Annotated in this window: 22 protein-coding genes and 2 pseudogenes; 9 read left to right on the top strand and 15 right to left on the bottom strand. The window is 66.4% G+C overall.

All coding sequences use genetic code 11. The annotated features are described in order from the left end of the window. Positions 1–285 precede the first annotated feature (285 nt). The 3 genes and pseudogenes from KWI83_RS24925 to KWI83_RS24915 all read right to left on the bottom strand — a co-directional run bounded on the left by KWI83_RS24925 (position 286) and on the right by KWI83_RS24915 (position 2,852). The gene (locus KWI83_RS24925; protein ID WP_218516615.1) at positions 286–645 is read right to left on the bottom strand and encodes an ASCH domain-containing protein; all 360 of its coding nucleotides are present in this window, start codon (positions 643–645) and stop codon (positions 286–288) included. After that, positions 642–1,752, bottom strand: a pseudogene (locus KWI83_RS24920) (hypothetical protein). The gene KWI83_RS24925 and the pseudogene KWI83_RS24920 overlap by 4 nt, the downstream one beginning before the upstream one ends. Positions 1,753–2,408: 656 nt before the next feature. After that, positions 2,409–2,852, bottom strand: a complete 444-nt coding sequence (locus KWI83_RS24915) for an ATP-binding protein (RefSeq protein ID WP_218516613.1) — start codon at positions 2,850–2,852, stop codon at positions 2,409–2,411. 153 nt (positions 2,853–3,005) lie between these two features. Between KWI83_RS24915 and KWI83_RS24910 the strand changes: the two genes are divergently transcribed. After that, positions 3,006–4,355 (top strand): transcriptional regulator, encoded by a 1,350-nt coding sequence (locus KWI83_RS24910; RefSeq protein WP_218516612.1) that lies wholly within the window; start codon positions 3,006–3,008, stop codon positions 4,353–4,355. A 350-nt stretch (positions 4,356–4,705) separates the two neighbouring features. Here the strand turns inward: KWI83_RS24910 and KWI83_RS24905 are convergent, their stop codons facing one another. The 4 genes and pseudogenes from KWI83_RS24905 to KWI83_RS24890 form a co-directional block, all read right to left on the bottom strand. Then, positions 4,706–4,867 carry a hypothetical protein gene (locus KWI83_RS24905; RefSeq protein WP_218516611.1) on the bottom strand — a complete coding sequence of 54 codons (162 nt, stop codon included), beginning with the start codon at positions 4,865–4,867 and terminating at the stop codon, positions 4,706–4,708. A gap of 437 nt (positions 4,868–5,304) precedes the next feature. Then, positions 5,305–6,069, bottom strand: a complete 765-nt coding sequence (locus KWI83_RS24900) for a hypothetical protein (protein WP_218516610.1) — start codon at positions 6,067–6,069, stop codon at positions 5,305–5,307. A gap of 90 nt (positions 6,070–6,159) precedes the next feature. After that, positions 6,160–7,371 carry a DNA (cytosine-5-)-methyltransferase gene (locus tag KWI83_RS24895; RefSeq protein ID WP_308122165.1) on the bottom strand — a complete coding sequence of 404 codons (1,212 nt, stop codon included), beginning with the start codon at positions 7,369–7,371 and terminating at the stop codon, positions 6,160–6,162. A gap of 569 nt (positions 7,372–7,940) precedes the next feature. Further along, a pseudogene (locus KWI83_RS24890) lies at positions 7,941–8,539 on the bottom strand (HAD family hydrolase); the annotation flags it as partial. Between the two features lie 241 nt (positions 8,540–8,780). Here KWI83_RS24890 and KWI83_RS24885 point away from each other — a divergent pair. Together KWI83_RS24885 and KWI83_RS24880 are read left to right on the top strand one after the other, a co-directional pair. Further along, entirely contained in the window at positions 8,781–9,797 is a 1,017-nt protein-coding gene (locus tag KWI83_RS24885; protein ID WP_218516609.1) for a DNA cytosine methyltransferase, read from the top strand. 11 nt (positions 9,798–9,808) lie between these two features. Next, positions 9,809–10,984: a DNA cytosine methyltransferase gene (locus KWI83_RS24880; protein WP_218516608.1), complete on the top strand. Its 1,176-nt coding sequence runs from the start codon at positions 9,809–9,811 to the stop codon at positions 10,982–10,984. Here the strand turns inward: KWI83_RS24880 and KWI83_RS24875 are convergent. From KWI83_RS24875 to KWI83_RS24865, 3 genes are read right to left on the bottom strand one after another with little or no spacing between them, the layout of a single operon-like run. Beyond that, a complete protein-coding gene (locus tag KWI83_RS24875) occupies positions 10,974–11,876 on the bottom strand; it encodes a DUF6339 family protein (protein ID WP_218516607.1) in 903 nt (300 codons plus the stop codon). The two genes, KWI83_RS24880 and KWI83_RS24875, sit on opposite strands and share 11 nt — an antisense overlap. Further along, positions 11,873–12,847, bottom strand: a complete 975-nt coding sequence (locus tag KWI83_RS24870; RefSeq protein WP_218516606.1) for a hypothetical protein — start codon at positions 12,845–12,847, stop codon at positions 11,873–11,875. The genes KWI83_RS24875 and KWI83_RS24870 overlap by 4 nt, the downstream gene beginning before the upstream one ends. Continuing rightward, the gene (locus KWI83_RS24865) at positions 12,844–14,913 is read right to left on the bottom strand and encodes a helix-turn-helix transcriptional regulator (protein ID WP_308122163.1); all 2,070 of its coding nucleotides are present in this window, start codon (positions 14,911–14,913) and stop codon (positions 12,844–12,846) included. Before KWI83_RS24865 ends, KWI83_RS24870 begins: the two co-directional genes overlap by 4 nt. A 424-nt stretch (positions 14,914–15,337) precedes the next feature. On the opposite strand from KWI83_RS24865, the gene KWI83_RS24860 reads away from it, so the two are divergent. Then, on the top strand, positions 15,338–15,526 hold the full coding sequence (locus tag KWI83_RS24860; protein WP_218516605.1) for a hypothetical protein: 189 nt from the start codon (positions 15,338–15,340) through the stop codon (positions 15,524–15,526). 228 nt (positions 15,527–15,754) lie between these two features. On the opposite strand, the gene KWI83_RS24855 is transcribed toward KWI83_RS24860, so the two are convergent. The 3 genes from KWI83_RS24855 to KWI83_RS24850 all read right to left on the bottom strand — a co-directional run bounded on the left by KWI83_RS24855 (position 15,755) and on the right by KWI83_RS24850 (position 17,947). Continuing rightward, positions 15,755–16,150: a very short patch repair endonuclease gene (locus tag KWI83_RS24855; protein ID WP_218516604.1), complete on the bottom strand. Its 396-nt coding sequence runs from the start codon at positions 16,148–16,150 to the stop codon at positions 15,755–15,757. A 415-nt stretch (positions 16,151–16,565) separates the two neighbouring features. Further along, entirely contained in the window at positions 16,566–16,850 is a 285-nt protein-coding gene (locus KWI83_RS39030) for a DUF6193 family natural product biosynthesis protein (RefSeq protein WP_256362755.1), read from the bottom strand. A gap of 80 nt (positions 16,851–16,930) precedes the next feature. Further along, positions 16,931–17,947, bottom strand: a complete 1,017-nt coding sequence (locus tag KWI83_RS24850) for an SEC-C domain-containing protein (protein WP_218516603.1) — start codon at positions 17,945–17,947, stop codon at positions 16,931–16,933. A gap of 93 nt (positions 17,948–18,040) precedes the next feature. Between KWI83_RS24850 and KWI83_RS24845 the strand changes: the two genes are divergently transcribed. Continuing rightward, positions 18,041–18,475 carry a VOC family protein gene (locus KWI83_RS24845; protein ID WP_218516602.1) on the top strand — a complete coding sequence of 145 codons (435 nt, stop codon included), beginning with the start codon at positions 18,041–18,043 and terminating at the stop codon, positions 18,473–18,475. Here the strand turns inward: KWI83_RS24845 and KWI83_RS24840 are convergent. Next, positions 18,472–19,944, bottom strand: a complete 1,473-nt coding sequence (locus tag KWI83_RS24840) for a glycoside hydrolase (protein WP_218516601.1) — start codon at positions 19,942–19,944, stop codon at positions 18,472–18,474. The genes KWI83_RS24845 and KWI83_RS24840 overlap by 4 nt on opposite strands. A gap of 292 nt (positions 19,945–20,236) precedes the next feature. Here KWI83_RS24840 and KWI83_RS24835 point away from each other — a divergent pair, with 292 nt between their 5' ends. The 4 genes from KWI83_RS24835 to KWI83_RS24820 all read left to right on the top strand — a co-directional run bounded on the left by KWI83_RS24835 (position 20,237) and on the right by KWI83_RS24820 (position 23,204). Next, positions 20,237–21,034, top strand: a complete 798-nt coding sequence (locus tag KWI83_RS24835; protein WP_256362754.1) for a class E sortase — start codon at positions 20,237–20,239, stop codon at positions 21,032–21,034. A 60-nt stretch (positions 21,035–21,094) separates the two neighbouring features. Next, positions 21,095–21,406, top strand: coding sequence for a DUF6412 domain-containing protein (locus KWI83_RS24830; RefSeq protein ID WP_218516600.1), 312 nt, complete (start codon positions 21,095–21,097; stop codon positions 21,404–21,406). 101 nt (positions 21,407–21,507) lie between these two features. Further along, complete coding sequence (locus KWI83_RS24825) at positions 21,508–22,218, top strand: membrane protein insertase YidC (RefSeq protein ID WP_218516599.1); 711 nt, start codon at positions 21,508–21,510, stop codon at positions 22,216–22,218. Between the two features lie 128 nt (positions 22,219–22,346). Then, on the top strand, positions 22,347–23,204 hold the full coding sequence (locus KWI83_RS24820) for a fumarylacetoacetate hydrolase family protein (RefSeq protein WP_218516598.1): 858 nt from the start codon (positions 22,347–22,349) through the stop codon (positions 23,202–23,204). Positions 23,205–23,275: 71 nt separating this feature from the next. Here KWI83_RS24820 and fmdA read toward each other — a convergent pair whose 3' ends face one another. Then, positions 23,276–24,523, bottom strand: a complete 1,248-nt coding sequence (gene fmdA / locus KWI83_RS24815) for a formamidase (RefSeq protein ID WP_218516597.1) — start codon at positions 24,521–24,523, stop codon at positions 23,276–23,278. Position 24,524: the final 1 nt, after the last annotated feature.

The raw sequence follows: 24,524 nt of genomic DNA, 5'->3' as shown, positions 1-24,524 counted from the left end.
TGTCGGCGAACGCCTCGGTGATGGCCTGCGCGTAGGGGAGCCATCCCCACTGCCCGACGTCCAGGGCGTCGAGGACCGCGGCGGCGCCCGGCAGTGCATGGCCGCGTTCCCGGAGTGGACCTCACGTGGCCATGGCCTGTCCGCTCTACGCTGGCGGTACGAGTCGACCCGGGGAAGGGGGCGGACAGTGAACCCGCCAAGACTTCCTGTCGGCTCGGAGGAGCCGGGGCCGTCGGCCGTTCGGGACCGTGCCGTCCCTGCGGTGGAGCAGGGTCGATACGGCCGTCAGGGGGTGAGTAGTTCGATCGTGATGGCGAGGGCGCCGAGCGCTTCTTTTTCGGGCGGGTAGATGGTGCGGATGTTGGCGAGCTGTTCCTCGCGAGTGGCCGTCGGGTTGACATTGGCCGGCCCTTCGCCGTCGAGCAGGGCCTCGAAGTCGGGATACTCGTTGACCTGCTTTACGAGCACGTCGCACGTCTCGTTGGTGCCCTTGTTCCGGAAGCGGATCATGTCGCCCTCGGCGAGGCCGGCGAGGTGCGGGTATTTCACCCGCACCTCGATCGTCTTCTGCCCGGCGGCGACCAGGTCGAAGTATTGCCGGTAGAGGTTCAGCTCGCGGACGCGAGCGGCGGCGGTTTCCGTCATGGGGCGGGAACGCTCCTAGGTGCTGGTCATCATCCGGCGGAGTTCGCCGGCGGAATACGAGCGGAAGAAGTGCCGGGGGTCGGAGAGAACAACCTCGGTCATGCCGAGCAGGCGCTCGACGTACTCGGACAACGAACCGGGCCACTCCCGAGTGTCGAGCATCCAAGGGGTGGCGCCCTCGGGCAAGGGTGCCCGTCCTTCCCGAATGAGCGACTTGGACAACTTGGCGCCTGTGTCGCTGACGATCTGCGGGCAGAACAGGCGGGCGGGCAGTTGCCCGCGGGAGAGGCCGACAGCTTGTAAGGCGCCGTCGACCAGGTGCGAGCCGAACACCCAGTCGCCGCCCTTCACCATCACATGCAGGACGCCGCGCTCGCCGGTGACGGCGAGTTCCTTGACCAGGTTCCTGTACAGCGTGGCGAGGTCGAGGTACCCTTCGCCATTCGGGTCGATGGTGACCTCGTACTCGCCGTGGTGCAGGCAGATAGCCGTGATCGTGGCACGGCTCGCGTCTGCGTCCTGTACGTGAGTGCGCTCTGCGTACTTCTCGGCCCACCCACAGCCGGGCCGTGGGCAGGGTACGCGGAGATGCGCCACGCCCGAGGACGGCGCGAGCCACCATCGGGCGGCGTCCATCCGTGGGAGGACGCGCAGCCATGTCCGGCGGAAGTGCTCGCCGGCCTGCTGCTGGCTGTAGGTCTCGACGGAGTACGGGACGTGCAGCATGTCGGACAGAGCGTTGAACAGGGGACGGTACAGCGTGTCGACTTGGTCGGCGATGCCCTGCTCGCCGAGCGCGTGCGCGTAAGTGCGCTGGTACCGGTGGCCCGTATCGTGATCGCTGACGATGGCGTATGGCGCGTTGTCGAGGGCGCCGAACTGGACCTCGGTGGGTACACCGAACTTGTCCCGGAGACGGGTCGCTGTGGCGAACGTGAGCGACTGCACCAGAGAGGTACCGATGTGCGGGGCCCCGTTGATCTGCGTTCCCACGACGAACACGATCCGTTCCGGCGCGGCGGCGAGGACTCGGGGCGTGAGCACGTCCTCGGCGTGGCTGAGTGCGTTCGCGAGGACCGTGTTCGGTGATACCGGGTATGTGGTCACCCTGTCTTCCCCTCGGTAGATGGGCAGGACTGCGCGGGTGGTGCGGGAGTGTGCTGCGGCGAGGTAGGGCCGAGCGTCGGTGTCCGGCGCGCTGTGTGTGCAGGCTGGCGGACTTGTACGCTCGGCCCTAGCGGGTCGGCCCGGGGTCCAATCCACCTCGGGGCGGCCCGTCCGTCGGTTTGGTCACAAGCGTCGACGGGCGAACGTCGTCCCCCACATGAGCTGACCTCGGGCGAGGCTGGCGCGGATGTGCGCGTCTGTCTCGGCTTGATCGGCGGCCAGTGCGAGTGGGGTGATCACCAAGCAGACGCGGCATGCGGCGCCCACCGCTACCAGGGCTAACCAATCCTGTGACGGTTGGGGGATCGTCATCACGTATTGGTCGTGGCCGTAGTCCAGCGCGACGTGACCCCGACTGGTCATGAGCTGTGCGCCGATCACTGGCGGGTCCTGATCGCCGGGGCAGAGGCGCAGTGCGGTTGCGAGTCGCCTCATTCCATCCTCGACGGTGTCAGCGGTCTCACCCTGTCGGCGCGGGCCGGGGTGCGTGATGAGCAGCTGGGCTAGGGCGAGGTTTCCACGGCGGTAGACGCCGGTAGCTGCGGCCACGGTGGCGACGAACCCGGGGCCCGGGGGGACGTCGAGGCGCGACGACGTCACCATGCCTTCACCTCCGCCCATACGGTTTTACCGAACGAGGCGTCGGTGACTCCCCATTCGTTGCACAGGGCGTCAAGGATGATCAGGCCGCGCCCTCGATCGCGCTGCTGCGATGCGGCGGGGCGTGGCTGGGGACGGCGTCTCACAGGGTCTTGTACCTCCACTCGGGTGCGGGCGTAGTCGGTGTCGAGCGTGAGCTGTAGTGAGTCGCCTGGTTCCGTGCCGTACCGGATCGAGTTGGTGACGATCTCGCACGCCACCAGGACGACCGTTTCGACGTAGTCCTCGGACGCGTATGGCGCGTGGTGCGGGACGAACTCGCGCACGAACCTGCGCGCCGCACTTGCTGATTCCGGCTCACCTGCTAACGCCAGGACCGACGGGGGGCCGTCGGTAGGAACGCAGCAGACGGGACCCGTGTCCCGTCGTCGTTCGATCATGCGTCTCCCCTTACGAGCGGACAGTTCCGGCCCCGATCGCGGACCGGATGGTTCCTCCGACTAGCCAACACGCGTGACGAAAGTCGGGGTACCGTCATGGGGGGTGTCGAAGGGTGTCGGTTTCGCTACCCCACGTCGCGGGAGGGTTGGAGGATGAAAACGCCGAATGACAAGCTCGCGCAGTTGCTCGAACGGTCGAGAATGAGCCGGGGCGAGTTAGCTCGACGTGTGAAATCCAAGGCGCTGCAGTGGAATCAGCCGCACATTGCACCGGACGCGACGCGCGTTCGGTGCTGGATCGAAGGTGAGACGCCACGCGACCCGGTTCCCGACATCCTCGCCGGCGTCTTCTCGGACCACTTCGGGTTTCGGGTCACAACCTACGATCTCGGGCTCGGTGACGGTGGCTCGGCCGATGCCGCACTCGTGTACAACCCCTCCTACGCGGCTACGGTGGAAGTGGTCGCAGACTTGGGGAGAGCTGACGTGGACCGACGAAAGTTCCTTGCAGCCGCGCCGTTTGCGGCTGTTGCTGGTGTAGGTCCCTCGCGGGACTGGCTGTTGAACACGCTCGACCAGGAACCGGAACCGGGGCCGCGGGTACGCCTTGAGGACGTATCCGCTGTGAAGAACATGTTCACGACCTTCCAGCGCATGGACATCTTCCAGGGCGGAGGGTCGGGTCGGCTCGTCTTGGCCGAGTACATGACACAGCACGTGTACCCGCTGCTCCGGCGTGCCCACAGCGAGGACGTTCGGCGCGCCCTGTGCGAGGCTGCGGCCGAACAGACGTACCTGCTGGGCTGGATGGCCTACGACAACGGCGAACACAGCATCGCGCAGCGGTACTTGATCCAGTCGCTAAGGCTCGCAGAGGAGTCACGGAACCCGGCGCTCGGCGCCCACGTGCTCGCGGGCATGGCTGACCAGGCAACGCTACTCGGCGACCCTGCCGAGGGTCGTCGCCTCGCACAGGCGGGACGGCAAGGGCTGTCGAGGACGACCTCGCCGGCTTGCTTGGCCGATCTGTGGTGTCTGGAAGCGCGGGCGCTCGCCCTGCTCGGCGACAAGTCCTCGGCGGCTCATGCGGTGGTGCAGTCTGAACGGGCGTATGAGCGGGTCAACCTTGACGAAGAACCCGACTGGGCGGCGTTCATTGACCCTGCCTACCTGCACGGCGAGCACGCGAACACCTTCCGTGACTTGGGCGACGCGGACGCGGCCGAAGAACACGCGCGCCGGTCCATCGCGCACGCCACCATGCAGAAGCGGGCCCGACGCGGGGCCATGTCACAGGCGGCGCTCGCGGTCGCGCACTTGCAACGGCGCGACCTTGATTCGGCGTACGCCGCTGGCGTACGCACGCTGAAACTAACGCGACAGGTCAAGTCGTCGCGCGCCGTCGAGGCGGTGCAGGACCTACAGAAGCGCATGCGGCCCTTCGGTAGGCATCGGCTCGTCGCCGACTTCGACGCGCAGGCTCGCGAATTGGTCGCCGCGTAGCCGCAACGACTAAACGCCCCCGTACGGCCACGCATGGCCCATGGCCGTACGGGGGGCTTTGCCGTGTTACCTGGTGGCGCGCTGCATGGGGCGCTGTCTGTCTATCTGAGTTGGGCCAGTGCGGCGAGGGTAAGTCCAGCCAGGCCGACCAGGGCGCCGACGCTCGGCAGGGACCATCGCCGATTTTCGAGTGCGTCGACGCGCGCTTCGAGCTCGTCGAGCCGTTTGTCGGTCTGGTCGTGCCGCTGTGTGAGCAGGTCGAACCGACCGTCGAGACGGGTGAAAACCTGCCTCGACCGCGCCGCGGAGTCGCTCAAGTTCGAGGGCGACGTCGGACTGCGAGGGGTCGGTCACTCGGCGGCTCCCTCGTCTGTGCGGTCGAGGGCGAGCAACTCGTCGTTGCGGTGCGGGGCGGCGCGCAGCCACCGGGGCATCAGGCCCTCGACGACGGGAAGGGCCATCAGGCGCGTGATGCCCGCGGCGACGGCGAGCATGATACCGACCCCGGTCACGGTCTCCGGGATACCGCGGCGTCCCCAAGGTCTGACCCGACCGCCCCCGCTCCACGGGCCGCCCGCGGTGTGCGACCGCCCCCCGTTCCCTTTTCTACGGAACGAGGTACCCCCATGTCCGACGCCGCCCGCCGCACCGTCGTTCAGACCGTGCTCGCCCCTTGAGCGCGTCCCGGGAAGCGCGGCCGGGCCATCCGTCGGCGTCGTCGCCGCGGTAGCCGAGGAGGCGCTGCCACTGCGCGCACGACTGGCGGTCGGACGCGGTCCGGCTCTCGGCCGTCCCGAGCGTGAGGTTCGCATCGCCGCCTCGGAGCAATTGCGGCCTCGTCGCCGACGCCCCGTTCGGCGCCAGTACCGACGAGACGACCGTCGTCGTGCACGCGCCCGACATGGCCGAGCGATCTCCGCGCGGCCCCCTGTACGTCGATGACGCAGTGTCAGCGCCTTGAGAACCTGGAATCGAATTCGTGCGCCACCCGCTGAAGCATCCTGTCGTAGTGGAGCACGTCATCAGGCTGCGGCGCCGGCGGCGCTGTAACCAACTCGCACGGGGTGCCGTCGTTCTCCATGTCGACCACCACAATGGCGAGACCGTCGAACCCCTGATCGCTGTGGTGGCTGCGCCGAGGCAGGCTCGCCACAGTGTCGATCGTCCGCTGCATCACGCGCGGCTGGCTGTGGGTGTTCACCTTGCCCTCGTTGGTCGGACTGTGGAACGTCTCCGATGCGTTCACCATGGCGACACCGATCGACAGTGCGTTGGAGGAATGGCCGTGCACGATCTGGTGACTTGAGTTGAGCTCGTCGTACAAGCGAGGCAGAGCCTTGACGTGCTCCGTCATGCATGCCTTGGCCTCGAACGCCATGAGCACATTGCCGACCGGCGCCTCGTAGATCGTCGGCAACTCCTTGAGCACGCGCTCCTGTTCGGAGGTGAGCTCGACGCCGTAGTGCTCGGCCAGAGACTCAAGCGTGTGAGCCTTCGGAGACGGCGCTTGCCCGAACTCCGGGCGGCAGAGCACCAGGTCGAGCTTCTTGCTCTTCTCCGGGGCGTACGACTTCATCGTGTGGTTGACGCCGAAGACAACCTCTCGTGATTCGACCTGTGAGCGGAGCACAGAGCTGCTCCGCAGCAGGTCGAACAGGATTCCCCAGCAGGCGAGCTTGCTGTGGCGGTCGCTACGGCCGTGGTACTGAAGCATCCGCCGGTCCTTACCCATAGGCACCGGCTTGCTGAGGCTCCGGATCAGTATGTCTACGGCTTCCAAGGCACACCCCTTTCGGAGGAAACCCTAGCGGCCTGCGCCGACAACGCTCCGAGCAGTGTTCGCAGGGTCCATGTGCTCGACGTGTTTCTTCATGTCGAGAAGGAACGCCTCGTCGAACTTCAACTTGGCTTTCTGCGTGCGGGAGTAGAAGCCGGCGGCCGCGCGGTAGCTCAGCGGCGTCAGGCCGCCCCGGTCGACGAGATCGAGAATGTGGGTGTACGGCAGGTGCTGCGGCCACATGCTGACCTGGGAACGCCAGCGTCTGCCGCCGTGTCCCCACGCGGCTGTGGGCCACCGGTCGCGTTCGCTCATCTCAACGGCTTCGGACTCGTCATAGACGCCTGGGTGCAGGAGCTGTTCGCCCAGCCACTGGGAGACACCGACGGTTACCGCATTGCCGACCAGCTTCCAGCGGTCGCCCTTTTTCTTCGTCGTCCCCTCGGCGAGGGTCCAGTCCTTCTCGAATCCCTGAAGCTGCTCGGCATCTGTGATCGACGGAGTCACGATGCGATGCCCCACGGGGTTGCTCGGAATCCACAGAGCGGGTGGCGACGGAATGCTCAGCCCGGAGCCTCCCTTGATCGTCGGCACAGCATCTTGTGCCCACCCCAGACCACGCAGCCCCTCTGTCCAGTAGAAACCGTACGCGTCGGTGGGAAGGTTCTCGGGCTCCGGTTCCCCGGCGTCTTCGGAGAGCAGCACGTTTCGTGGGTCCTCGGTGAGGCTCGCGACGAAGAGGACACGCTGGCGCCGTTGAGGTACGCCCGTGAAACGGGAGTCCACCAGTCGGTATGCCCATGAGTACCCAAGGGCTTCGAGCTCCTGGACAAGGTGCAGCATCGCCTCGCCCTTGTCGAGGACGAGCATGTTCCGCACGTTCTCAAGTACCAGCCACCGAGGGTGGTGCTTCTTGAGCAGGCGGAAGACGTGGGAGATGAGGCCCGATTGCTCGCCCTTGATTCCGGCTGTACGACCTGCCTGCGAGAGGTCCTGGCAGGGAAAACCAGCGGTGACTACGTCCACGTCACTCGGTAGTGCCTTGAGCTCCCGGACGTCGGGCTCAAGGGGGATGCTGGGGAACTGCTTGGAGAGCACGGCTTGGGCCGGTTCCCAAACCTCGCAGAGCATGGCTGTCTCCAGCCCGGCCCGCTTCAGGCCGAGCTCAAGCCCGCCGACTCCGGCAAAGAGACCTGCGACTCGGAGGGCCTTCTGGCTCACGTCTTGCTCACTGCTCACGGCGGAGATCCTGTCATATGGGTCTGACACAGCACGTCGGAACGCTCAGCGACGCCCGTCAGGGCTGAGTACGGTGAGGAAAGTCCGGGCTGCTGGTGACTCAGGTCACACAGCGGTGAGCCTGTCCGGAGAGGCCGTTTCGGGGGCGACGGAGACGTGCTCACTTGCCGGGCGCTCGGGCCCAGGGGGCACCCGCTTGAGGCGCACGTCGAGCTGGTCTCAGCGATCAGACGCTGCTGCGACAGCTCCAGCCGAGCCCACGCGTCGGCAACCTCCTGGGGAGCCTCCCCCACGATGTCGTGAACGACCGAGGACCCTTCAACGACCGTGTCCGCTGCTCCGCGTCAGCGATCTTCGGCAACAGCCCCGCCTCTACAGCGAGGAGGCTTCCGGCTGAGAGCGCGCCCGCGATGGCCTGGTCCCTGAGCTCCGAGCCGCTGTCGTAGCAGCATCTGGGACGCCGACACCCACCCGACCATCTCGTATCGGACCGAGGTTCGGCGTGAGCGCGGGAGCCGCCGCGTGGGCGCGGCGGCTCGCTCGCTCCTGGAACCGCGGGTCACAGTTCCTCGGAATGTGGGTAGTTCCTGGGCCTCGTCGCTGTTCCACTGAATGGTGGCCCACGGCCCGCGATGCACGAGCGCGGTGTGCGTACCCGCCTCGGGGGTCGGCCGGATGTCGTTGTCGCGCCGATCCCCCACGCACAGGACCCCGCCGACCTCGAAGGGCACGGCTGCGGCGACCCGCTTGAAGAACTCGGGATCGGGCTTGTCGGCACCCCAGGTCGGACGTACCGATCAGGTCAACGTCGTCAGACAAGAGCTCGCGCAAGACCCGTCCGGCTTTGCACGGTTTGATTGCCTGCGATACCGAGCCAGAGTCCGTCGTCCCGGAGCCGCTGCAGCGCAGCCGTACGTCCTCGTACAGATCACGTTCCCGAAGGTCTCCGGCTGTCCGGCGGCGGCGTGCCTCTCCCGCTCCTCGTGGAGGTCGAACCCCGGCCGAAACTCCTGGAAGGTCTCCCTGCAGTCACGCCCCTGCGCGACCACGGCGCCGAACATCGCGTGGAACGTGTGCCTCGGTACGCCCAGCCAGTCGGCCCAGGTGAGTACTTCCGGGTCTCGTCCACCAGGCACTCACCGACGTCGAAGACGACTGCACGAATCACGGGGGCAGGGTATCGAGACGTCTGCTGGGTGCTCTTGGTGATCCACCGCAGCGACCGCTACAAGGTGGGCTGGCCGATCTCATGGCGCAGCCCGAAGGGACGTGAAGATCGGGATTGAGGTGATTCGGTCAGGGGGCTCGTTCGGCTCGAGCGAGTGTGTGCCCGGGCAACATCAAATCGTCACCCTGCGAGGCAACTTTGTCGTACATTGTGAAAGGAGTACCTGCGACCAAGGAGCCAAATGCCGTCCTCAGTCTGCCTCCGTTCCGTTGAGATATGCGCTGGCGCCGGGGGTCTTGCTCTAGGTTTGGAGTCTGCCGGGTTCTCTCCCGTGGCGTTGGTCGACACCGATGAGAAGGCACTTGCCACTCTCTTTTCCAACCGGCCCGAGTGGAACCTCGTGGAGGAGGACCTCAACGCCTTCGACCCGGAACACTATCCCGAGACCTACGACGTGGACCTCTTGTCGGCCGGCACGCCTCGGGTGAAGTCGATGGCAACCATCAATCGCAAGGACGATCAGCCCGAAAGGAGACTGGTCAAGGCGGCACTCTACTTGGTGGGTGCGGTAAGCCCGCGTGCGGTGCTCCTGGAGAATGTGCCGGGGCTCGTCAACAAGGACGAGTTCTCCGAGATTCGTGCCGAAGTCGAAGACGAGTTGAAGCATCTTGGGTTTCGGCTCTTCAAGAACGTCCTGAACGCCAAGGACTTCGGGGTTCCCCAAAACCGGCCGCATGGGTTCTTCGTGGCACTGCGGGAACCTTACGCCGAATCCTTTGCCTGGCCGACCCCGTCCGCCGAACCGCCGCCCTACGTCGGTGACGTGCTCTATCCCTCGATGGCCAGCCGCGGCTGGCCGCATGCTCGCGCTTGGGCCCAGCAGGCCAAGATCATGGCGCCGACACTGGTCGGTGGTTCCGACAAGCGGGGCGGACCGGATCTCGGCCCTGAGCGCGCCAAGGCCATCTGGGAGAAGATCGGCATCAACGGCGGCACGCTCGCCGACGAACCGCCCGGGCCCGAGGACGGGTTGGCGCTGGGGGGCGACAGGAACGATCTTCCTGCGTTGACGGTGGCCCAGACCGCGCTCCTCCAGGGGTTCCCGCCGAGCTGGCAGATCGCCGGCAGGAAGACACGTGGATATAGGCAAGTCGGGCAGGCTGTCCCTCCGCCCCTTGCTGCGGCCGTCGGGCGGCAGATCGCCGCCGCGCTCAAGGTTCCCGCATCTGAATCGCCGCCACCTCAAACCGCCGGTTAAGATCTGGCCACATGAACGCCACCAAGCCCACAGCCCCCATCAACGTCGTTGATCTCTTTGCTGGTTGCGGTGGGTTCACACAAGGGTTCCACGAGTTTCGGCCGGATGGTGTCGATTCCCCCGTCTTTCGCACTGTTGCGGCAGTTGAGCATGACATCGCTGCCGCCTCCACCTATGCCTTGAACTTCGCAGACGAGGCAGGTGGTGTGGATCACATCCACGCCAAGGACATCGAGGACTGGGAGCCCGACGCGCACGAAGTCCAGGCCGAGGTCGTACTCGGCGGGCCTCCGTGTCAGGGCTTCTCCGGCCTGGGGAAGGAAGACGAGAGCGACCCACGCAACAAGCTGTGGCGGGAGTATGCGAGGGTTGTCAACGAGATCAAACCCAAGCTCTTCATCGTTGAGAACGTCGATCGCTTTCTACGGTCTCCGGAGTTTGCGCTACTGCATGCGGCGACCGAGAAGCCCGACGGAATGCTGCGCGACTACATGCTCGTCCGGCATTCAGTGCTGAACGCTGCGGACTACGGAGTACCGCAGGCCAGGCGTCGAGCGATTGTTGTCGCTGTACGTCGGGACCTCAAGCATTTGACGGACTTGGACTACCCCGAACCGACTCACACCAAGAACGCTAAGGATTTCATTCCTGGCGCTGGTCCCGATAAGTGGGTGGCCGTGGGGCCGGCCGTCTTCCAGTACACGCCCTCAGAAACGCTCACGACGGAGTTGCCCGAAGGGAGGACCTGCGATCCGTTGAAGAAGACCCTTCCTGGGGAATTCCTTACGACGGACCTGCATATCGGTCGTAATCCGACGGATTTGTCCAAGAAGAGGTACCGTGCCATTCCGGAGGGAGGGAACCGTCACGACCTCCCGCCGGAACTCTCCACGGAGAAGTGGCTGGCGCACAAGAGTGGCTCCCACGATGTGATGGGCCGAATGTATTGGGACCGCCCTGCAGTCACCATCAGGACTGAATTCTACAAGCCCGAGAAAGGCCGATATCTCCACCCTCGGGCACATCGCCCGATCACCCACTACGAGGCGGCCCTCATCCAAGGTTTCCCGCCCACTTTCAAGTGGAGTGGTAGCAAGATTCAGATCGGCCGACAGATTGGCAATGCCGTGCCTGTCGGTCTTTCCCGGGCTCTGGCTGGGATGGTGTACAAGGCGCTCAGAGGCTGATGAGCCCCTCCTCGGATTCCTCGCGCGGTTCTTTGCCGCGTACTGGTGCTGTCTCAAACAGACGCTCGAACCACTCGGTCAGTCGTTGTATGGAGCGAAAGGGGACACTTCCGTCAACGGGTCCTTGCGGCAGGGTATTCGGGTTCCACACGGGGTCCGAGTCAACGGATTCGATCCACTGCTGCAGAGCTTCGTAGTCCCTGGGCTCGTCGGGTGCGATGACCTCGTAGACCAAGGTGCTGCCAGCAGCTGCGGCCGCCTTGACGAGACCATTCACCTCTCGTCCAGTCCGGATGGTGCCTTTCTCGAGTAGCTCCACAAGAGCCTGAGCAGTCGGGCGGTGGTTGTTCATGTCCAGGCGAAGAGCGGTGTTGAGGATGTCCTGGTTGCTGCATGCCGCAACCACAGGGCGGTAGTCCTCGCCGTCGCGGAACAGCTCAGCAGCCCACCACAGACGCGAGAAGCACTGAATGTCCCAGCGGCCGCTGAACCGGGCCGCCTGACCCACGACCACTCGACCATCCTTCTCATGGCCCCATCGCCAACGTACGAAGTCCGGTGCGACTCGAAGGGCGATGAAGTTCCACACCCCTGAGTCAGTGGCTTCTGCGCGAGTCATCCGTAGGGTGTAGTGCAAGCGCGGAGCGAGCCAGGCATCAGAGGCTGTAGGACGTTCGGCTTCGAATCGCTCCATCACCTCATCAAGAAGCGCACGCACCTCTGCTGCGTTCCACCGAGACGAATCGTCGAGAGGCGCAAGCGAGTTACTGACCAAGACTGCTTGGGGCAGTGGGGCACCGGTCACCACACTGGGAGTCAGCACCTTGGCGGCCACGGAGTCAGAGATCCGCCCGAGCTTCTCCGGTATGTCGAACTTGTTCCCGGTGGTCACTGAGTCTCCCTCTTGCCTGCCAAACGCCGCAAATCGCGCAGGGCGGTCGACACCTTTCTGGGCTTGCGCGACTGTACCCCGGAACCATGCATCAGGCGTCGCTGTAGATCACTGCCGTTCTCGCCTTCTGCACGTCCCTGCACGAGTTCAATGAGCGCATCTTCGGGCGAGAGATCCGGGTAGAGATCAGGGATCATCCTGCGCAGTACATCCTCGTGCCATCCACCGGGCCATTGTGGCTCGCCGTCGACCATGTCACACGCATAGATCGCCGCGTTGAACATGGCGCTCCATGCCTCGGACGCGACTTGAGACGCCATGATCTCTCGTACGAGCTTTTGCTCGGCGGTTGCGGCATTTTCCAGTACGCCACGAAGGCCGTCCACGGATGAATTGAGGAGCAGGACGGGTTCGCCGCCTTCGGAGTCGACCAGCCAGGGATCGTCGCGGTACTCCTTGAGATGGTCGTGCTCGGTGAAATCGACCCAGCGCATTTTCACTGATCGTTCAGCGGCAGGTATCTTGGCTTCGAAGTCCACGTCCCACGTCGCTTCAGAGACCCCGATCAGTCGCCCTTCCACACCATCGACGGTCGCCACGACTCTCGCGGTCAATTGACTGCGTTTCACGTGCTCTTCACGTCTGAGTTCCAGGTCACCGACCCACTTCCCGTTGCCTTGAGGGTGCAGGGGGAAAGCCTGGTATACGTTGGTCCGCCGGTTGGCGAGCACGGCAACGCACTGCGGAGCTTCCCACGGTCCAGCAGCCAATTCTGCTGCATCCGCGCTCACCGATACGTTGAGGCGTATCTCGGACCATCGTTGATTGGTCTCCTCAAGATCCTCGAGAGCGACGACCTGAGCCCGATCGTTGATCCTCTCCAATCTGATCGGCTTGTTGTCGACAAACAGCCTCTCGACTCGAAGGGTGACATCGCCGCTGAGCACCTCATAGGGGAAGACGGTCTTCAAGAGAGCTCCTCCTTGGCCCTGCGTACGTCCACCATCACCTGTGACATCGCGGCGGACACCGGGTGACTGGAAGTATCGGTGATCCCGCGGAACTTTCCTTGGACCGCTCCGTCGCGGAAGACAAGATTGCCGTGCGGCGTCAGTTCGCAGCCATCAACAGGAATCAGTTTGCGCCATTCGACGCTGACCGGTCCTGAGGAACGGGTGAGGAACCTGGGAACGGCCGTCAGTACCCATGGCTCCTCTCGTTTGGGAAGTTTGACCGTGACAGTAACTTCCCATGCGCCCGTGTCATCAATGGCTCCCGTGATGGCCTTGACCGTGGGAAATCCCTGAGTCCGTGCCGCCTTGGGCGGATCCAGTCGGAGCAGCTCACGCAGGACCTCCGGCCCCTCATCCTGAGCTTCTTCGCGCTCCTGGCCGCGCAGGACCTCACGAACCTTCTGCTCGGCCAGCTTCTTGAACTCGATGATTTTCTGACGTGCTCCGCGTTCGTACGTCGCCGTCAGATCCTCGGTGCCTTCCCAGTCGTTGTGGTCCGGCGGCTCTGCAGTACGCAACAGTTGCTCGGCGGCGTCGGCGTCCGGTGTTCCGCTGCGCGTTGCGGCGCCGGCGAGGAGCACCGCTTGAAATGGCCGATGTCCGAGCGGAAGGTCGCCGACTCGCTTGTACTTCACGACCATCCGCGTCGCGCGCATATAGGCAATGCAGTCGGGCTGTTCGTCTTCATCGGCGGCCGGCGTGACGAGCAGGACGGCCTCGTGCACTCCGGGATCCTTGGTGCTGAGGTCGTCTTTGCGACGACGCAACTCCAAGGGCACCGAGGTTTGCAGCACCTGGTTCCGGTCCGTGAGCTCTTCGACCGTCTCACCGTCGAGGAACGCTTTCACGGCTCTTGCACGCGCTGGCTCATGGAGGTGCGGATCAATGAACTCCTCGGGTCTGACCGGCTCGCCGTTCCGGAAAGCGGCAACCGAGGCGCGCAGCTTGGCTCCCTCCTGCCTCCCACCGACCATCGAGGCCCAGAAGTTCCGCGCAAGACTGGTAACCAGCCGATCGTGCATGTCCTCGAGGTCTTCGGTCTCCCCGCTGCCGTCGAAGGCGCCCACAACGAGAAACGTCGTGCCCGGGGCCGGGTCGTCCCGCTCCAAGTAGAGAGAACTGGCTGCCTGTTTGTTACCCCACCACGATTGCGCAGTGTTCTGGCGTTCGGGATTGACCGTACCGAACCACCCGGGACCGGCGTATTCCACACCATTCAGCGTGTGCCACGGCAGCTCAAGTCGCCCAGCCATGCGGCGCTGCGTGCGCCCACCCTCCGGCTCCGACAGGGTGCTGTTCACAAGAACCAGTCCGAACCTGCTGGTTGCCCACAAGGCTGCCTTCCCCAGGCCGTACGACCCGCCCTGAGCGCCTGCCTTCCCGCTGTCAAGAGTCCGGCGGACGACGCGCGCGAAGCGTCCGTCGTCGAACTCCGGGCCTGTCAGCCCGGTAGCGTTGTAGTCATCCACTCGAAGCAGAATGAGCCGCCGGGTGCGCTGCAACTCTTGGAGTCCGTCTCGCAGGACTCGGCCCACCTTCTGCCGAACGTCTGCGGCAGCGGCGATGTGTCTTTCTATCGAACTCCAACCGAGGGCAAGCATGAAGTCCTTGAGATGCTGTCCCGTCAACTCATGCAACATGTATCGGGCGATCACAGGCTCGGCACCCGGCAGTTGTTCGTCCAGGCTGTTCTGCGTCGCCTCGCGCGCCAACACCTCCAGGCTCGGAGAGAAGGCGAAGGTGGCTGCATTGCCGCCCTCTCTTCCGCCGTCTTCCGGAGCCACTCGGAAGATCCACTTCACATCACTTGAGGGGGCCACTGGACTCCGGCGGTTGACGGCGTCCTCTATGTCGACACTCAGGGCCTTGGCAATGGCCGCGATCTTCTCGTAGCGCGGCACCGACCGGCCGTTGACCCAACCATTCACGGCGGCCCCGGTGACGCCAGTCAGCTCGGCAAGCATCTTCTGGCTCATCCCGCGCTGCACCAACATCTCGCTGAGCCAGACGCTGAACTCTTTCACGATCCCCCTCGCTCACCGTTCCGGAACGGACTTAATCGATCTTGATTCGATTAAGTTTTCTTAATCACATTCGGACATTAGGTGCATCTTGAGTCGCTCGACTGGAGTATCGGAGTGTGCCGTGGCACCATAGCACGCCCCTAACGTGTGTGTCGGACGCTCGAGCCTCGCATGTCAGTTCTATATGGGGCCAGTTCGGGTGTAGGGTGACTGCTCGTCGCCCCCTGTAGGGGCCCAAGTGTTCGTTCCCGAAAGTCCAGCGCGTTCTGTGTCGTGCGTGCTCCAGCTGTCTCGTTGGTCCGCTTTGTTCATCTTTGGGGCGGCCGCGCCGCACTCCACTCGGATGCCTAGCGGCATCCCGTTGCTCCATGCAGCGCAATCTGCTTGTGGTCGTCCGACCTGATTTTGGAATCTTGGAGGTTCCGTGTATCCGAACCGGCGCCAGATCTTCGCGGAGTTCCCCGCAGGCAAGCCCATCTCGGTGGAGTTCGTCGTCAATGGGTCGGCGACTGTGGCCAGGGTCACCTCTGGGGTGGATGAGATCAACCTCGGCGTCAGCGACATCGACGATGTCGAGGCCCAGGAGGACCGGGATGGGGAGGTCGACCGGTAGGCGGACGGCCTGCCCCCGTCGGGTGTGGTCGTGAAGGCGCGCGCTGGATTCGCGACTGGAAACTTCACTGCCTCGTCGGCTGTAAAGAACCTGAAGCTGGCACGGTGACTTGACCTTGCGGTCGCGAACTCAGCATTTGCCTTTGCGAACTACCTTCGGGTGGCGTGGCGACGTTGACTCACGCCGTCATCTTCGCGCCCGCCGCACGAAAGGCGGCGGGCGATGCCGCTATGCGTTCGGTGGCTCATCGCCTGCTGCTGCTTTTCTGGCTTGAGTAACAGACAGAGCGACCTTTTCCGGCGAATCGTGCTCCCAGAAGCGCAGGACAGTCCATCCCTCGGCTTCAAGGTGGGCGGTCGTCTCGCGGTCGCGGGCCAGGTTCTTTGCGAGCTTCGTACGCCACCATTCCGCATTCGCCTTGGGCTGAGTGGCATGCTGTGGACAGCCGTGCCAGAAGCAGCCGTCCAGGAAGATTGCGATCTTGGCCTTGGGGAAGACGATGTCGATAGTGCGCCGAGGCATGCCGGGTACCGGCACGTTCACTCGATAACGCAGGCCTGCGGCGTGCAGCAGCCTTCGGACCGCGATCTCCGGAGCTGTGTCGCGGGAGACCTGTTTGCTCATGCGGGCTGAAACTGCGGGGGAGGATGGGACGGCATCGGACACATGAGCATTCTGCCAGCGTGGTCGAGACGATATGTTGCCACCACCTTTTCCGCGGGGGCATCTGGGACTGCTGAGCAGGAGATCCTTGCTGCCCGGTGTCACACTGCTCGTTGGCTTCGAGGTGCTCATGGCCGCCCGGTTTTGTTGAGGGTGGCGGTTCCGGGGCGAGTGTCAAGAGCGCCCTTCGGGCGTCGGCTTCGCCGATTCCGCTGCGCTCCACTCTTGACACTCGCCCCTCCACCGCGGTGTTTTTCCTGGCCGGGCGGCCCAGGGGTGGGGCGCCGGGGGCCGTGGGGTGGTGGGTGGCGGTTCGTGGCCGGGTGCGGGTGCGTGGGGGTAAGCAGGGGTGCGGGTCTCTGTCGCGTTCCTTGCTCTACAGGTCCCTCTCCGCGATTACCTCTGGGGGCAAGTTGCTCACCACCAGTCGGGCCGCTTCCGCGGGCAGCGCCCCACCCTGGCCCGATACGGGCCAGCGTGGGGCGCTGCGCAGGAAGTGCAGGGTGCCGTGTGTCGGGAAGGGGTAGAGGCCGCGTAGGCGTGGCTCGGCATGTGAGGCCTCAACGACGGCGAGCAGTGAGTCATGCGCCGCCCCCCGGGTGCCCGGTCTGCGTTCCAGGAGCCAGCGCCAGGCGGTCGGGATGTCAGGGGCTTCGGCCATGGGGCCCATCGTCGACGCTTCGAGCGCCGGGTCACAAGCCGGTCAGCGCCTCGGCAGCCACGCCTCTCGTGCCGGGGGCCCTAACCCTCCGTGCCGTGGCAGTCCCCGTACGCCCGCCCCGACCCGCACCAGCACGCCCCGGTCCGCTCCGGCGGCCAAGCCACCGCCCGCCCCCGTGCCGCCAGTGTCGTCGCGTACTGCGGTAGCAGGGTCGGGTCGGCCGGTGACGTGCCCTCCGAGGCTGCGAAGGCCTCGTACGACGGGACCGTGCCCGTGACGACGCCCAGGTTTGGTGTGCCCGAGGCGGAGAGTTCTCGCAGGGACGCCTCTATCGTCGACAGGTGTTCCTCGTGCGAGGGGTACTCCGAGGTCAGGGTCGGGTACGCCGTCAGCAGCTCCGTCAGCTCGCCCTCCGGCCAGTGCAGTACCGCCACCGGGAACGGGCGGGAGAGGGCCTCCCGGTAGGCGCCCAGCTCGGCTCGGAGGCGGGAGATTTCCGCCTCCAGTTCCGCCGGGTTGTCCGAGCCCAAGGACCATACGCGCTTCGGGTCGTGCAGCTCGTCCAGGGAGACCGGCATCGAGTGCAGGGTGTCGGCCAGGATGTCCCAGTCGTCGTGGGGGAGGCCCAGCATGCGGCGTACCCGGTGGCGGCCGAAGAAGAGGGGGTGTGTGGACTGCGGGGGCGCCGACCCCTCCGTCAGGAGGAGGCGGGTGGCCTGCGTGAAGACCTCCTGCGCCGTTTCCAGCTCGTCGTGCGATTCGAGGGCCTCGGCCACGATCACCCAGGGGGCCGGGTCCCTCGGGGACGCCGTGCGGATGCCGTCGATGATCGCTCGGGCCTCGGCCTCGTGGCCGTACTCCCAGAGGTTCGAGGCCTTCAGGGCGCGGACCAGGAAGGAGTTCTCCAGGGCGTCGGGCGATGACAGCAGGCGGTCGTAGAGCGCGGTCGCGGCGGGGCGGTCGCCGGACAGCTCCAGGTGGGCCGCGGCCCGCAGCAGCAGGGCTTCGGCGTCCTCGGGGTAGAGGCCGGCGGTTCGCTCCAGGCGGGCCGCCTCGGTGGTGTGGTCGACGTTCTCGGCAGGCGTGTCGGGGCGCATGGGGGACACCGTACTGCCGAGTGGTGACAAAGGAGAGTCCAGCACCTGGCCGCTCGGCAGGACCGCGCTGCTCGGCTGCGGCACAGTGAAGGTATGGGCACAGCGGACATGGGTCTCTTGGCGCGGGCCCGCGTGGCCACCCGGCTGCCCGCCCAGGATCTTGAGCGGGCCCGGCGCTTCTACTCCGAGAAGCTCGGGCTGGAGCCCGTTGACGAGCGGCCCGGTGGGCTGCTGTACCGGTGCGGGGGTGCGGAATTCGCCCTGTTCCAGTCGGCGGGGGCTTCGCCGGGGACGTTTACGCAGATGGCGTGGCAGGTCGACGACATCGACAGCGTCGTCGCGCTGCTCACACGGCGCGGTGTCGTGTTCGAGGTCGTCGACCTGCCCGGGCTGCGGACGGGGGAGGACGGGATCGCCGAGATTGAGGGGAATTATCCGAGCAAGGGGGCGCGGGGGGAGCGTGCCGCCTGGTTCCGGGACAGTGAGGGGAACATGCTCGGCATCGGCGAGCCCGTTCACCAGTCCTAGATCGTCACCCCGTCCACCTGCAACGTCTGCACCGCCCCCGCCGCGAACGGCACGCTCACCGACTTGCCGTTCAGGCGCGTGTCCGAGTACGCCCGGTAGCGGTCCGAACCGCTCGTCGCCGTGTTCCAGCGCGGGACCAGGCCCCCGGACCCGCCCGTCACCGTCGAGAAGCGGGACAGGTCGAAGGTGAGCGTCTGTGCCGACGTCGACGTGTTCACCGCGACGATCACCAGGCGCCGCGCCGACGCCGAGTACGCCGCCACCGCGTAGCTCACGCCCGTGTCGATGATCGTCATCCCTGGGCGGATGTGGCGGCTGAACTGCGCCATGACGTAGTACTTCGGCTGGACCGTCGTCGGCTGCAGTGTGCTCGCGTTGTACGCGATCAACGCCCAGCCCGTCGTCGGGTCCATGACCTGCCAGTAGCACCACGCCGTGGGGTGCAGCCAGCGGAAGTCGTAGCAGAGGTTCCGGGCCATCGTCAGGCCGGTGCCGTCGCTGTCGCCCGTTTCCGAGTTCCAGAGTTTCTTGCGGGAGGTCGTGACGACGTCCGTGTAGAGGAGGTCCCTACGGCCGCCCGCGCCCTGGTAGCCGTGCACGTTGACCTGCGACACCAGGGACTTCGTGGACGCGTTGAAGGACGCCCACGTCGAGCGCGCCGTGTCGTAGTTGGTCTCGTCCGATGCGGAGATCCGGATGCCTGTCAGGCCGCGCTTGTCCAGTTCGCTGCGCATGTACGGGAGTACGGCGGCCTGGACCGCCGGGTCCATGTGGCAGCCCTCCTGCGTGCCCGTCGCCGTCCACCAGCTCGACGCCGGCTCGTTGAAGGGGTCGACCGTCGCGAAGTTCACGCCCCAGTTGTTGCGGGCGTGCAGCGCGACCGCCGCCAGGTGGGAGGCGTGCTGGCGGTAGTTCCAGGTCTGGAGGTTGTTGCCGCCGTCCGCCGCGCCGGACGGGTTGTGGTTGTAACACATCCACCACATCGGCGAGTTGGCGAACAGCTCGCTCACCGCGCCCCGCTGCGTCGCCTTCACCAGGGCCGCGCGCTGGTTGGCGTCCGCCGTCCAGTCCCAGGCCGAGGATGCCGGGTCCTCGTTGCGCCAGTCCTGCCAGAAGCCCTCGATCTGCTTGAACGCCGGGATGTTGGGGGACTCCACCATCGTCTCGCCGTTCACGCTGTTCCAGCTGCACGCGCCGAGGTTGTAGCGGGCGATGTTCAGGCCCAGACCGGGCAGTGCCGTGCCGTTGTAGGTCACCGTCCTGGTGGTGAAGAACAGGTCGGCGAAGTCGTCCCGCGCGCCGAACACGTTCGCCCACCAGGCCAGGGACGTCCCCCAGCCTTCCCAAGTGCCGTACGTCGTCGAGGGGTTGACGGCGATCGTGGCGTCCGCGTGTGCCGTACCCGTGGCCAGGGCGCTGGTGAACAGTGCGCCGCCCGTGGCCGCCAGCAGTGTTCTGCGTCGGATCATGGCTTCTTCGCCTCCATCAACGGCCGGTCGTCGAACCGGCGTCGGGGCCCGTCCCGTGGGGGTCGAGTGGAAGCATCGGGTGTGGCGGCCGGGGTTGTCGAGGTTTTCGACAGCCCTTTCTCAAACCAGTTGAGGAAGGTTCGAGGGGTCGGACAAGTACGGGGCAAGTACGGGCACGCACCGGGCGAGCACGGGGAAAAGCAGGGTTCGAGCACACGGGTATGGAGACCTCGCGCCCCGCCCCTTATCGTGCGGGCGGTCGTTCCGTACGACGGTGGAGGAGGCGCCCGCCATGCGCGTACCCGCCATGCGCGTACCCGCCCTGCGCGTACCCGTCGTGCAGCACATCACCCGGCGGCGCCGCGCCCGCCGCCGACGCGCCCTGTGGGCCGGCGGCGAGGCCCTCGTCACCGTCGGGATCGTCCTTCTCCTCCTCGTCGTCCACCAGGTGTGGTGGACCAACCGGCAGGCGAGCAAGGGCGCCGAGCGCGAGGTGGCGGCCTTGGAGGAGGAGTGGGGCGGCGTCCGGGCGGGCGGCCAGGAGAGCGCCCCGACGCAGGCCGTCGGCGGAGACCGCCCGCCCGAGCGGCGAGCCCCCGCCCGGCGAAACAGCCCCGCCTCGGCGCCTGCACCCCTCCCCTCCCGCGCCTACGCCATCCTCACCATCCCCCGCCTGAACCTCCGCGTCCCCGTCGCCGAAGGCATCAGCAAGCCGCACGTCCTCAACAAGGGGTACGCCGGCCACTACCCCGGCACCGCGCGGCCCGGCCACGCCGGGAACTTCGCGCTCGCCGGGCACCGCAACACCCACGGCGAGCCCTTCCGGTACCTCAACCGGCTCGGCGACGGCGACCGGATCGTCGTGGAGACGCGGTCGGCCGTGTACACGTACGCCGTCGACCAGACCCTCCCGCAGACCTCCGCCCGCGACACCGGAGTGATACGGCCCGTGCCGCGCAGCCTCGTCCACCCCGGCCGGGGCTACCGCGAGCCCGGCTACTACATCACCCTCACGACCTGCACCCCCGAGTACACCTCCACGTACCGCCTGGTGGTGTGGGGGACGCTCCTGTCCATGCGCCCGCGTTGAGGTATAAACGAGAGGCACGATCGAACAGCAGCACCCATATGGGGAAGGGGGGAGCCGACGATGATCCGGAAGTGCGCGAAGTCGCGCCCCGCCGTCCTGCTCCTGATCCTCTTCCTCGACCTGGCCCTGCTGGACGCCGGAACCCTCTCCGCCACCGTCACGCTCGCCGCGACCGCCGCGGCCGGGTCGGCGCTCGCCGTCTGCATGCTGGTCGCCGCGCGCTGCGCGCCCGCCGTGCCGCCCACGCGGGTGCGTACGGCCATCCGCGACCGGGACCGGCGTACGGCCTTCCTGCCACAACGCGACCCGGACGCCAAGGGACGCACCCGCCCCCGAGCGCCCGGACACGCCCTCCTGACGACCGTCGCGTAGGGCACGCCACTCAGCGCACCACCACACCGTGACCCCGCGCGGGTCGTCATGCCGACATCCCCTGTCCCGGCACGACGAGACCCACGACGGAGGGCTCACCCATGTCCGTTTTCGCCAACCTGGTCGAGCAGCTCGCCGAGCTGCTCCAGCCGCTGTTCCACGCCTCCGCGGCGGCCGCCGCGATCGTCCTGTTCACCGCGTTCGTACGGCTGTTGGTGCTGCCGCTGTCCCGGGCGGCCGCGCGGGGACAGAAGGCGCGCACCGCGTTGCAGCCGAAGATCGCCGAGCTGCGGAAGAAGTACCGGAAGAACCCCGAGCGGCTTCGGCAGGCCGTCCTGGAGCTGCACGCGCAGGAGAAGGTGTCCCCGCTCGCGGGCTGCCTGCCCGGTCTGATGCAGTTGCCCGCGTTCTTCCTGCTCTATCACCTGTTCTCGAACCCGACGATCGGCGGCGAGGCGAACGCCCTGCTCGGTCACCGGCTGCTGGCCGCGCCGCTGGGGGACCGGTGGGTGGACGCGCTGGGTGCCGGTGGGGTGTTCGGGGCGGCGGGGCTGGTGTACGTCGTGCTGTTCGCCGCGGTCCTGGTCATCGCCGTGTTCAACTACCGGCGTACGAAGCGGATGATGGCCGCCGGTGGTCCCGTGCCGGTGGACGGTGAGCAGGTGCCCGGCCTGGGCGCCGTCAGCAAGGTCATGCCGTTCATGTCCTTCTTCACGCTCGTCACCGTGGCGGTGGTGCCGCTGGCGGCCGCCCTGTACGTGGTGACCAGTACGACGTGGAGCGCGGTGGAGCGGTCGGTGCTCTACCGCTGAGCACCCGTGGCTACGGTCCAGTACGTGAACGGGGTATTGCGGACTGGATCGTCACCTTGGAGGATCGACCAGTCCTCCGATGGCTGCACACGTCGGCGGGCGCCCCACGATCGAGGGAGATTGTGATCATGAAGCTGCTGCGAGTCGGTGCGGCCGGGGCGGAGCGGCCCGCGTTGCTCGACGCCGAGGGCGTCCTGCGGGACCTGTCCGGGCTCGTGCCCGACATCGACGGGGCGCTGCTCGCGGACGAGGCCGCGCTCGGCCGGATACGGGACGCGGCCGGCGCCGGGGAGCTGCCCGTGCTGGACGGGACGGGGCTGCGGATCGGGCCGCCGCTGGGGCGGATCGGCAAGATCGTGTGCATCGGGCTGAACTACCACGACCACGCCCGGGAGACCGGGGCCGAGCCGCCCGCCGAGCCGGTGATCTTCTTCAAGGCCGCGGACACGGTGGTCGGGCCGCACGACACCGTGCTCGTGCCGCGCGGCTCCCGGAAGACCGACTGGGAGGTGGAGCTGGCGGTGGTCATCGGGCGTACCGCCCGCTATCTGGAGTCGGCGGAGGAAGGGCTCGCGCATGTCGCCGGGTACGCGGTGGCGCACGACGTGTCCGAGCGGGAGTTCCAGATCGAGCGCGGGGGGACCTGGGACAAGGGCAAGAACTGCGAGACGTTCAATCCGCTGGGCCCGTGGCTGGTGACGGCCGACGAGGTGGCGGATCCGCAGAAGCTGTCGCTGCGGCTGTGGGTCAACGGGGAGCTGAAGCAGGACGGGACGACCGCCGAGCAGATCTTCTCCGTGGGGGAAGTCGTGCGGTACGTCAGTCGGTTCATGACGCTCCACCCCGGGGACGTGATCAATACCGGGACGCCGGCGGGGGTCGCGCTGGGGCAGCCGGAGCCCAAGCCGTATCTGCGGGCGGGGGATGTGGTGGAGCTGGAGATCGAGGGGCTCGGGCGGCAGCGGCAGGAGTTGAAAGACGCCTGACCAAGTGCCGGAGAGGTGGGGGACCGCCGGCCACGCGGAGGTCCCCCTTGATCCTGGGTGACGGGTCGGCCTCAGCTCGTCACCGCGCACTGACCGCGGTCTGCGGACTTCGGCCCCTCCGCGGTGGGACGGACGTCGAAGTCGAAGATCCCGGTCGGCAGGTAGAGGGAGCAGCAGGCGTTGGGGATGTCGACGATCCCGCTGATGCGTCCCTCGATGGGGGCCGCGCCGAGGAGCAGATAGGCCTGCTCTCCGGTGTAGCCGAACCTCTTCAGGTACTCGACGGCGTTGAGGCAGGCGCGGCGATAGGCGACCGTCGCGTCCATGTAGTAGTTGGTCTCGGTGTCGTGGTCCACGGAGATCCCGATGAAGGAGATGAACTCCGAGTACCGCGGCTCGACGTTGCCCGGCATGAAGATCGGGTTGGTCGTGACACCGTACTTCTCCATGCCGCCCTTGATCAGGTCGACGTGGAAGTCGATATAGCCGCCCATCTCGATGGCGCCGCAGAAGGTGATCTCACCGTCGCCCTGGCTGAAGTGAAGGTCACCGCCGGACAGCTTGGCGTCCTTGACGTACACGGGGTAGAAGACGCGCGAGCCACGAGTGAAGTTCTTGATGTCGTGGTTGCCGCCGTTCTCCCGTGCGGGAACGGTGCGCGCTCCTTCCTGGCCGATGCGTTCGGCGTCCGATCCCGTCGCCTGACCGGCCAGGGTCTGATCGGGGTCGGGTGTGAGCCCCAGCGGCGGGACGCGGTCGGGGTCGGTGTCGACCAGGGCCTGCTCACGCCTGTTCCACTGCTGAAGCAGCTCTGCGGACGGCGCGGTGCCGAAGAGGCCGGGGTGGGTGATGCCGGTGAAGCGGACACCGGGAAGGTGCCTGGTGGTCGCCATCTGCCCGTGGAAGTCCCAGATCGCCTTGTAGGCGTCCGGGAAGTAGTCCGTCAGGAAGCCGCCGCCGTTGGCCTTGGCGAAAACGCCGGTGTATCCCCAGCCTTCACCCGGTGCGTCGCCGACCTGCTGCGGTACCGGCCCGAGGTCGAGGATGTCGACGACGAGCAGGTCGCCCGGCTCCGCGCCTTCGACGCCTATCGGCCCACTGAGCATGTGGCAACGCTTCAGGTCGACGTCGCGCACGTCGTTGGCGGAGTCGTTGTTGCCGATCTGTGCATCGGTCCATTCCCGGCATTCGACGCGGAACTCGTCTCCCGGGCGGACCATCGCGGCGTTTGGAACGTCCGGGTGCCACCTGTTGTGTCCGGGGACATCCTGGTCGCGCATCGGCCGGGACTGGTCGACGCTGAAGATAACTTCAGGCATG

Origin of the sequence: Streptomyces sp. TRM70350, assembly GCF_019219825.1 — a bacterium.
In the GTDB taxonomy this organism is placed as follows: Bacteria; Actinomycetota; Actinomycetes; order Streptomycetales; family Streptomycetaceae; genus Streptomyces.
The sequence above is the reverse complement of the archived record's forward strand: the minus strand, read 5'-3'. Positions and strand labels throughout refer to the sequence as shown.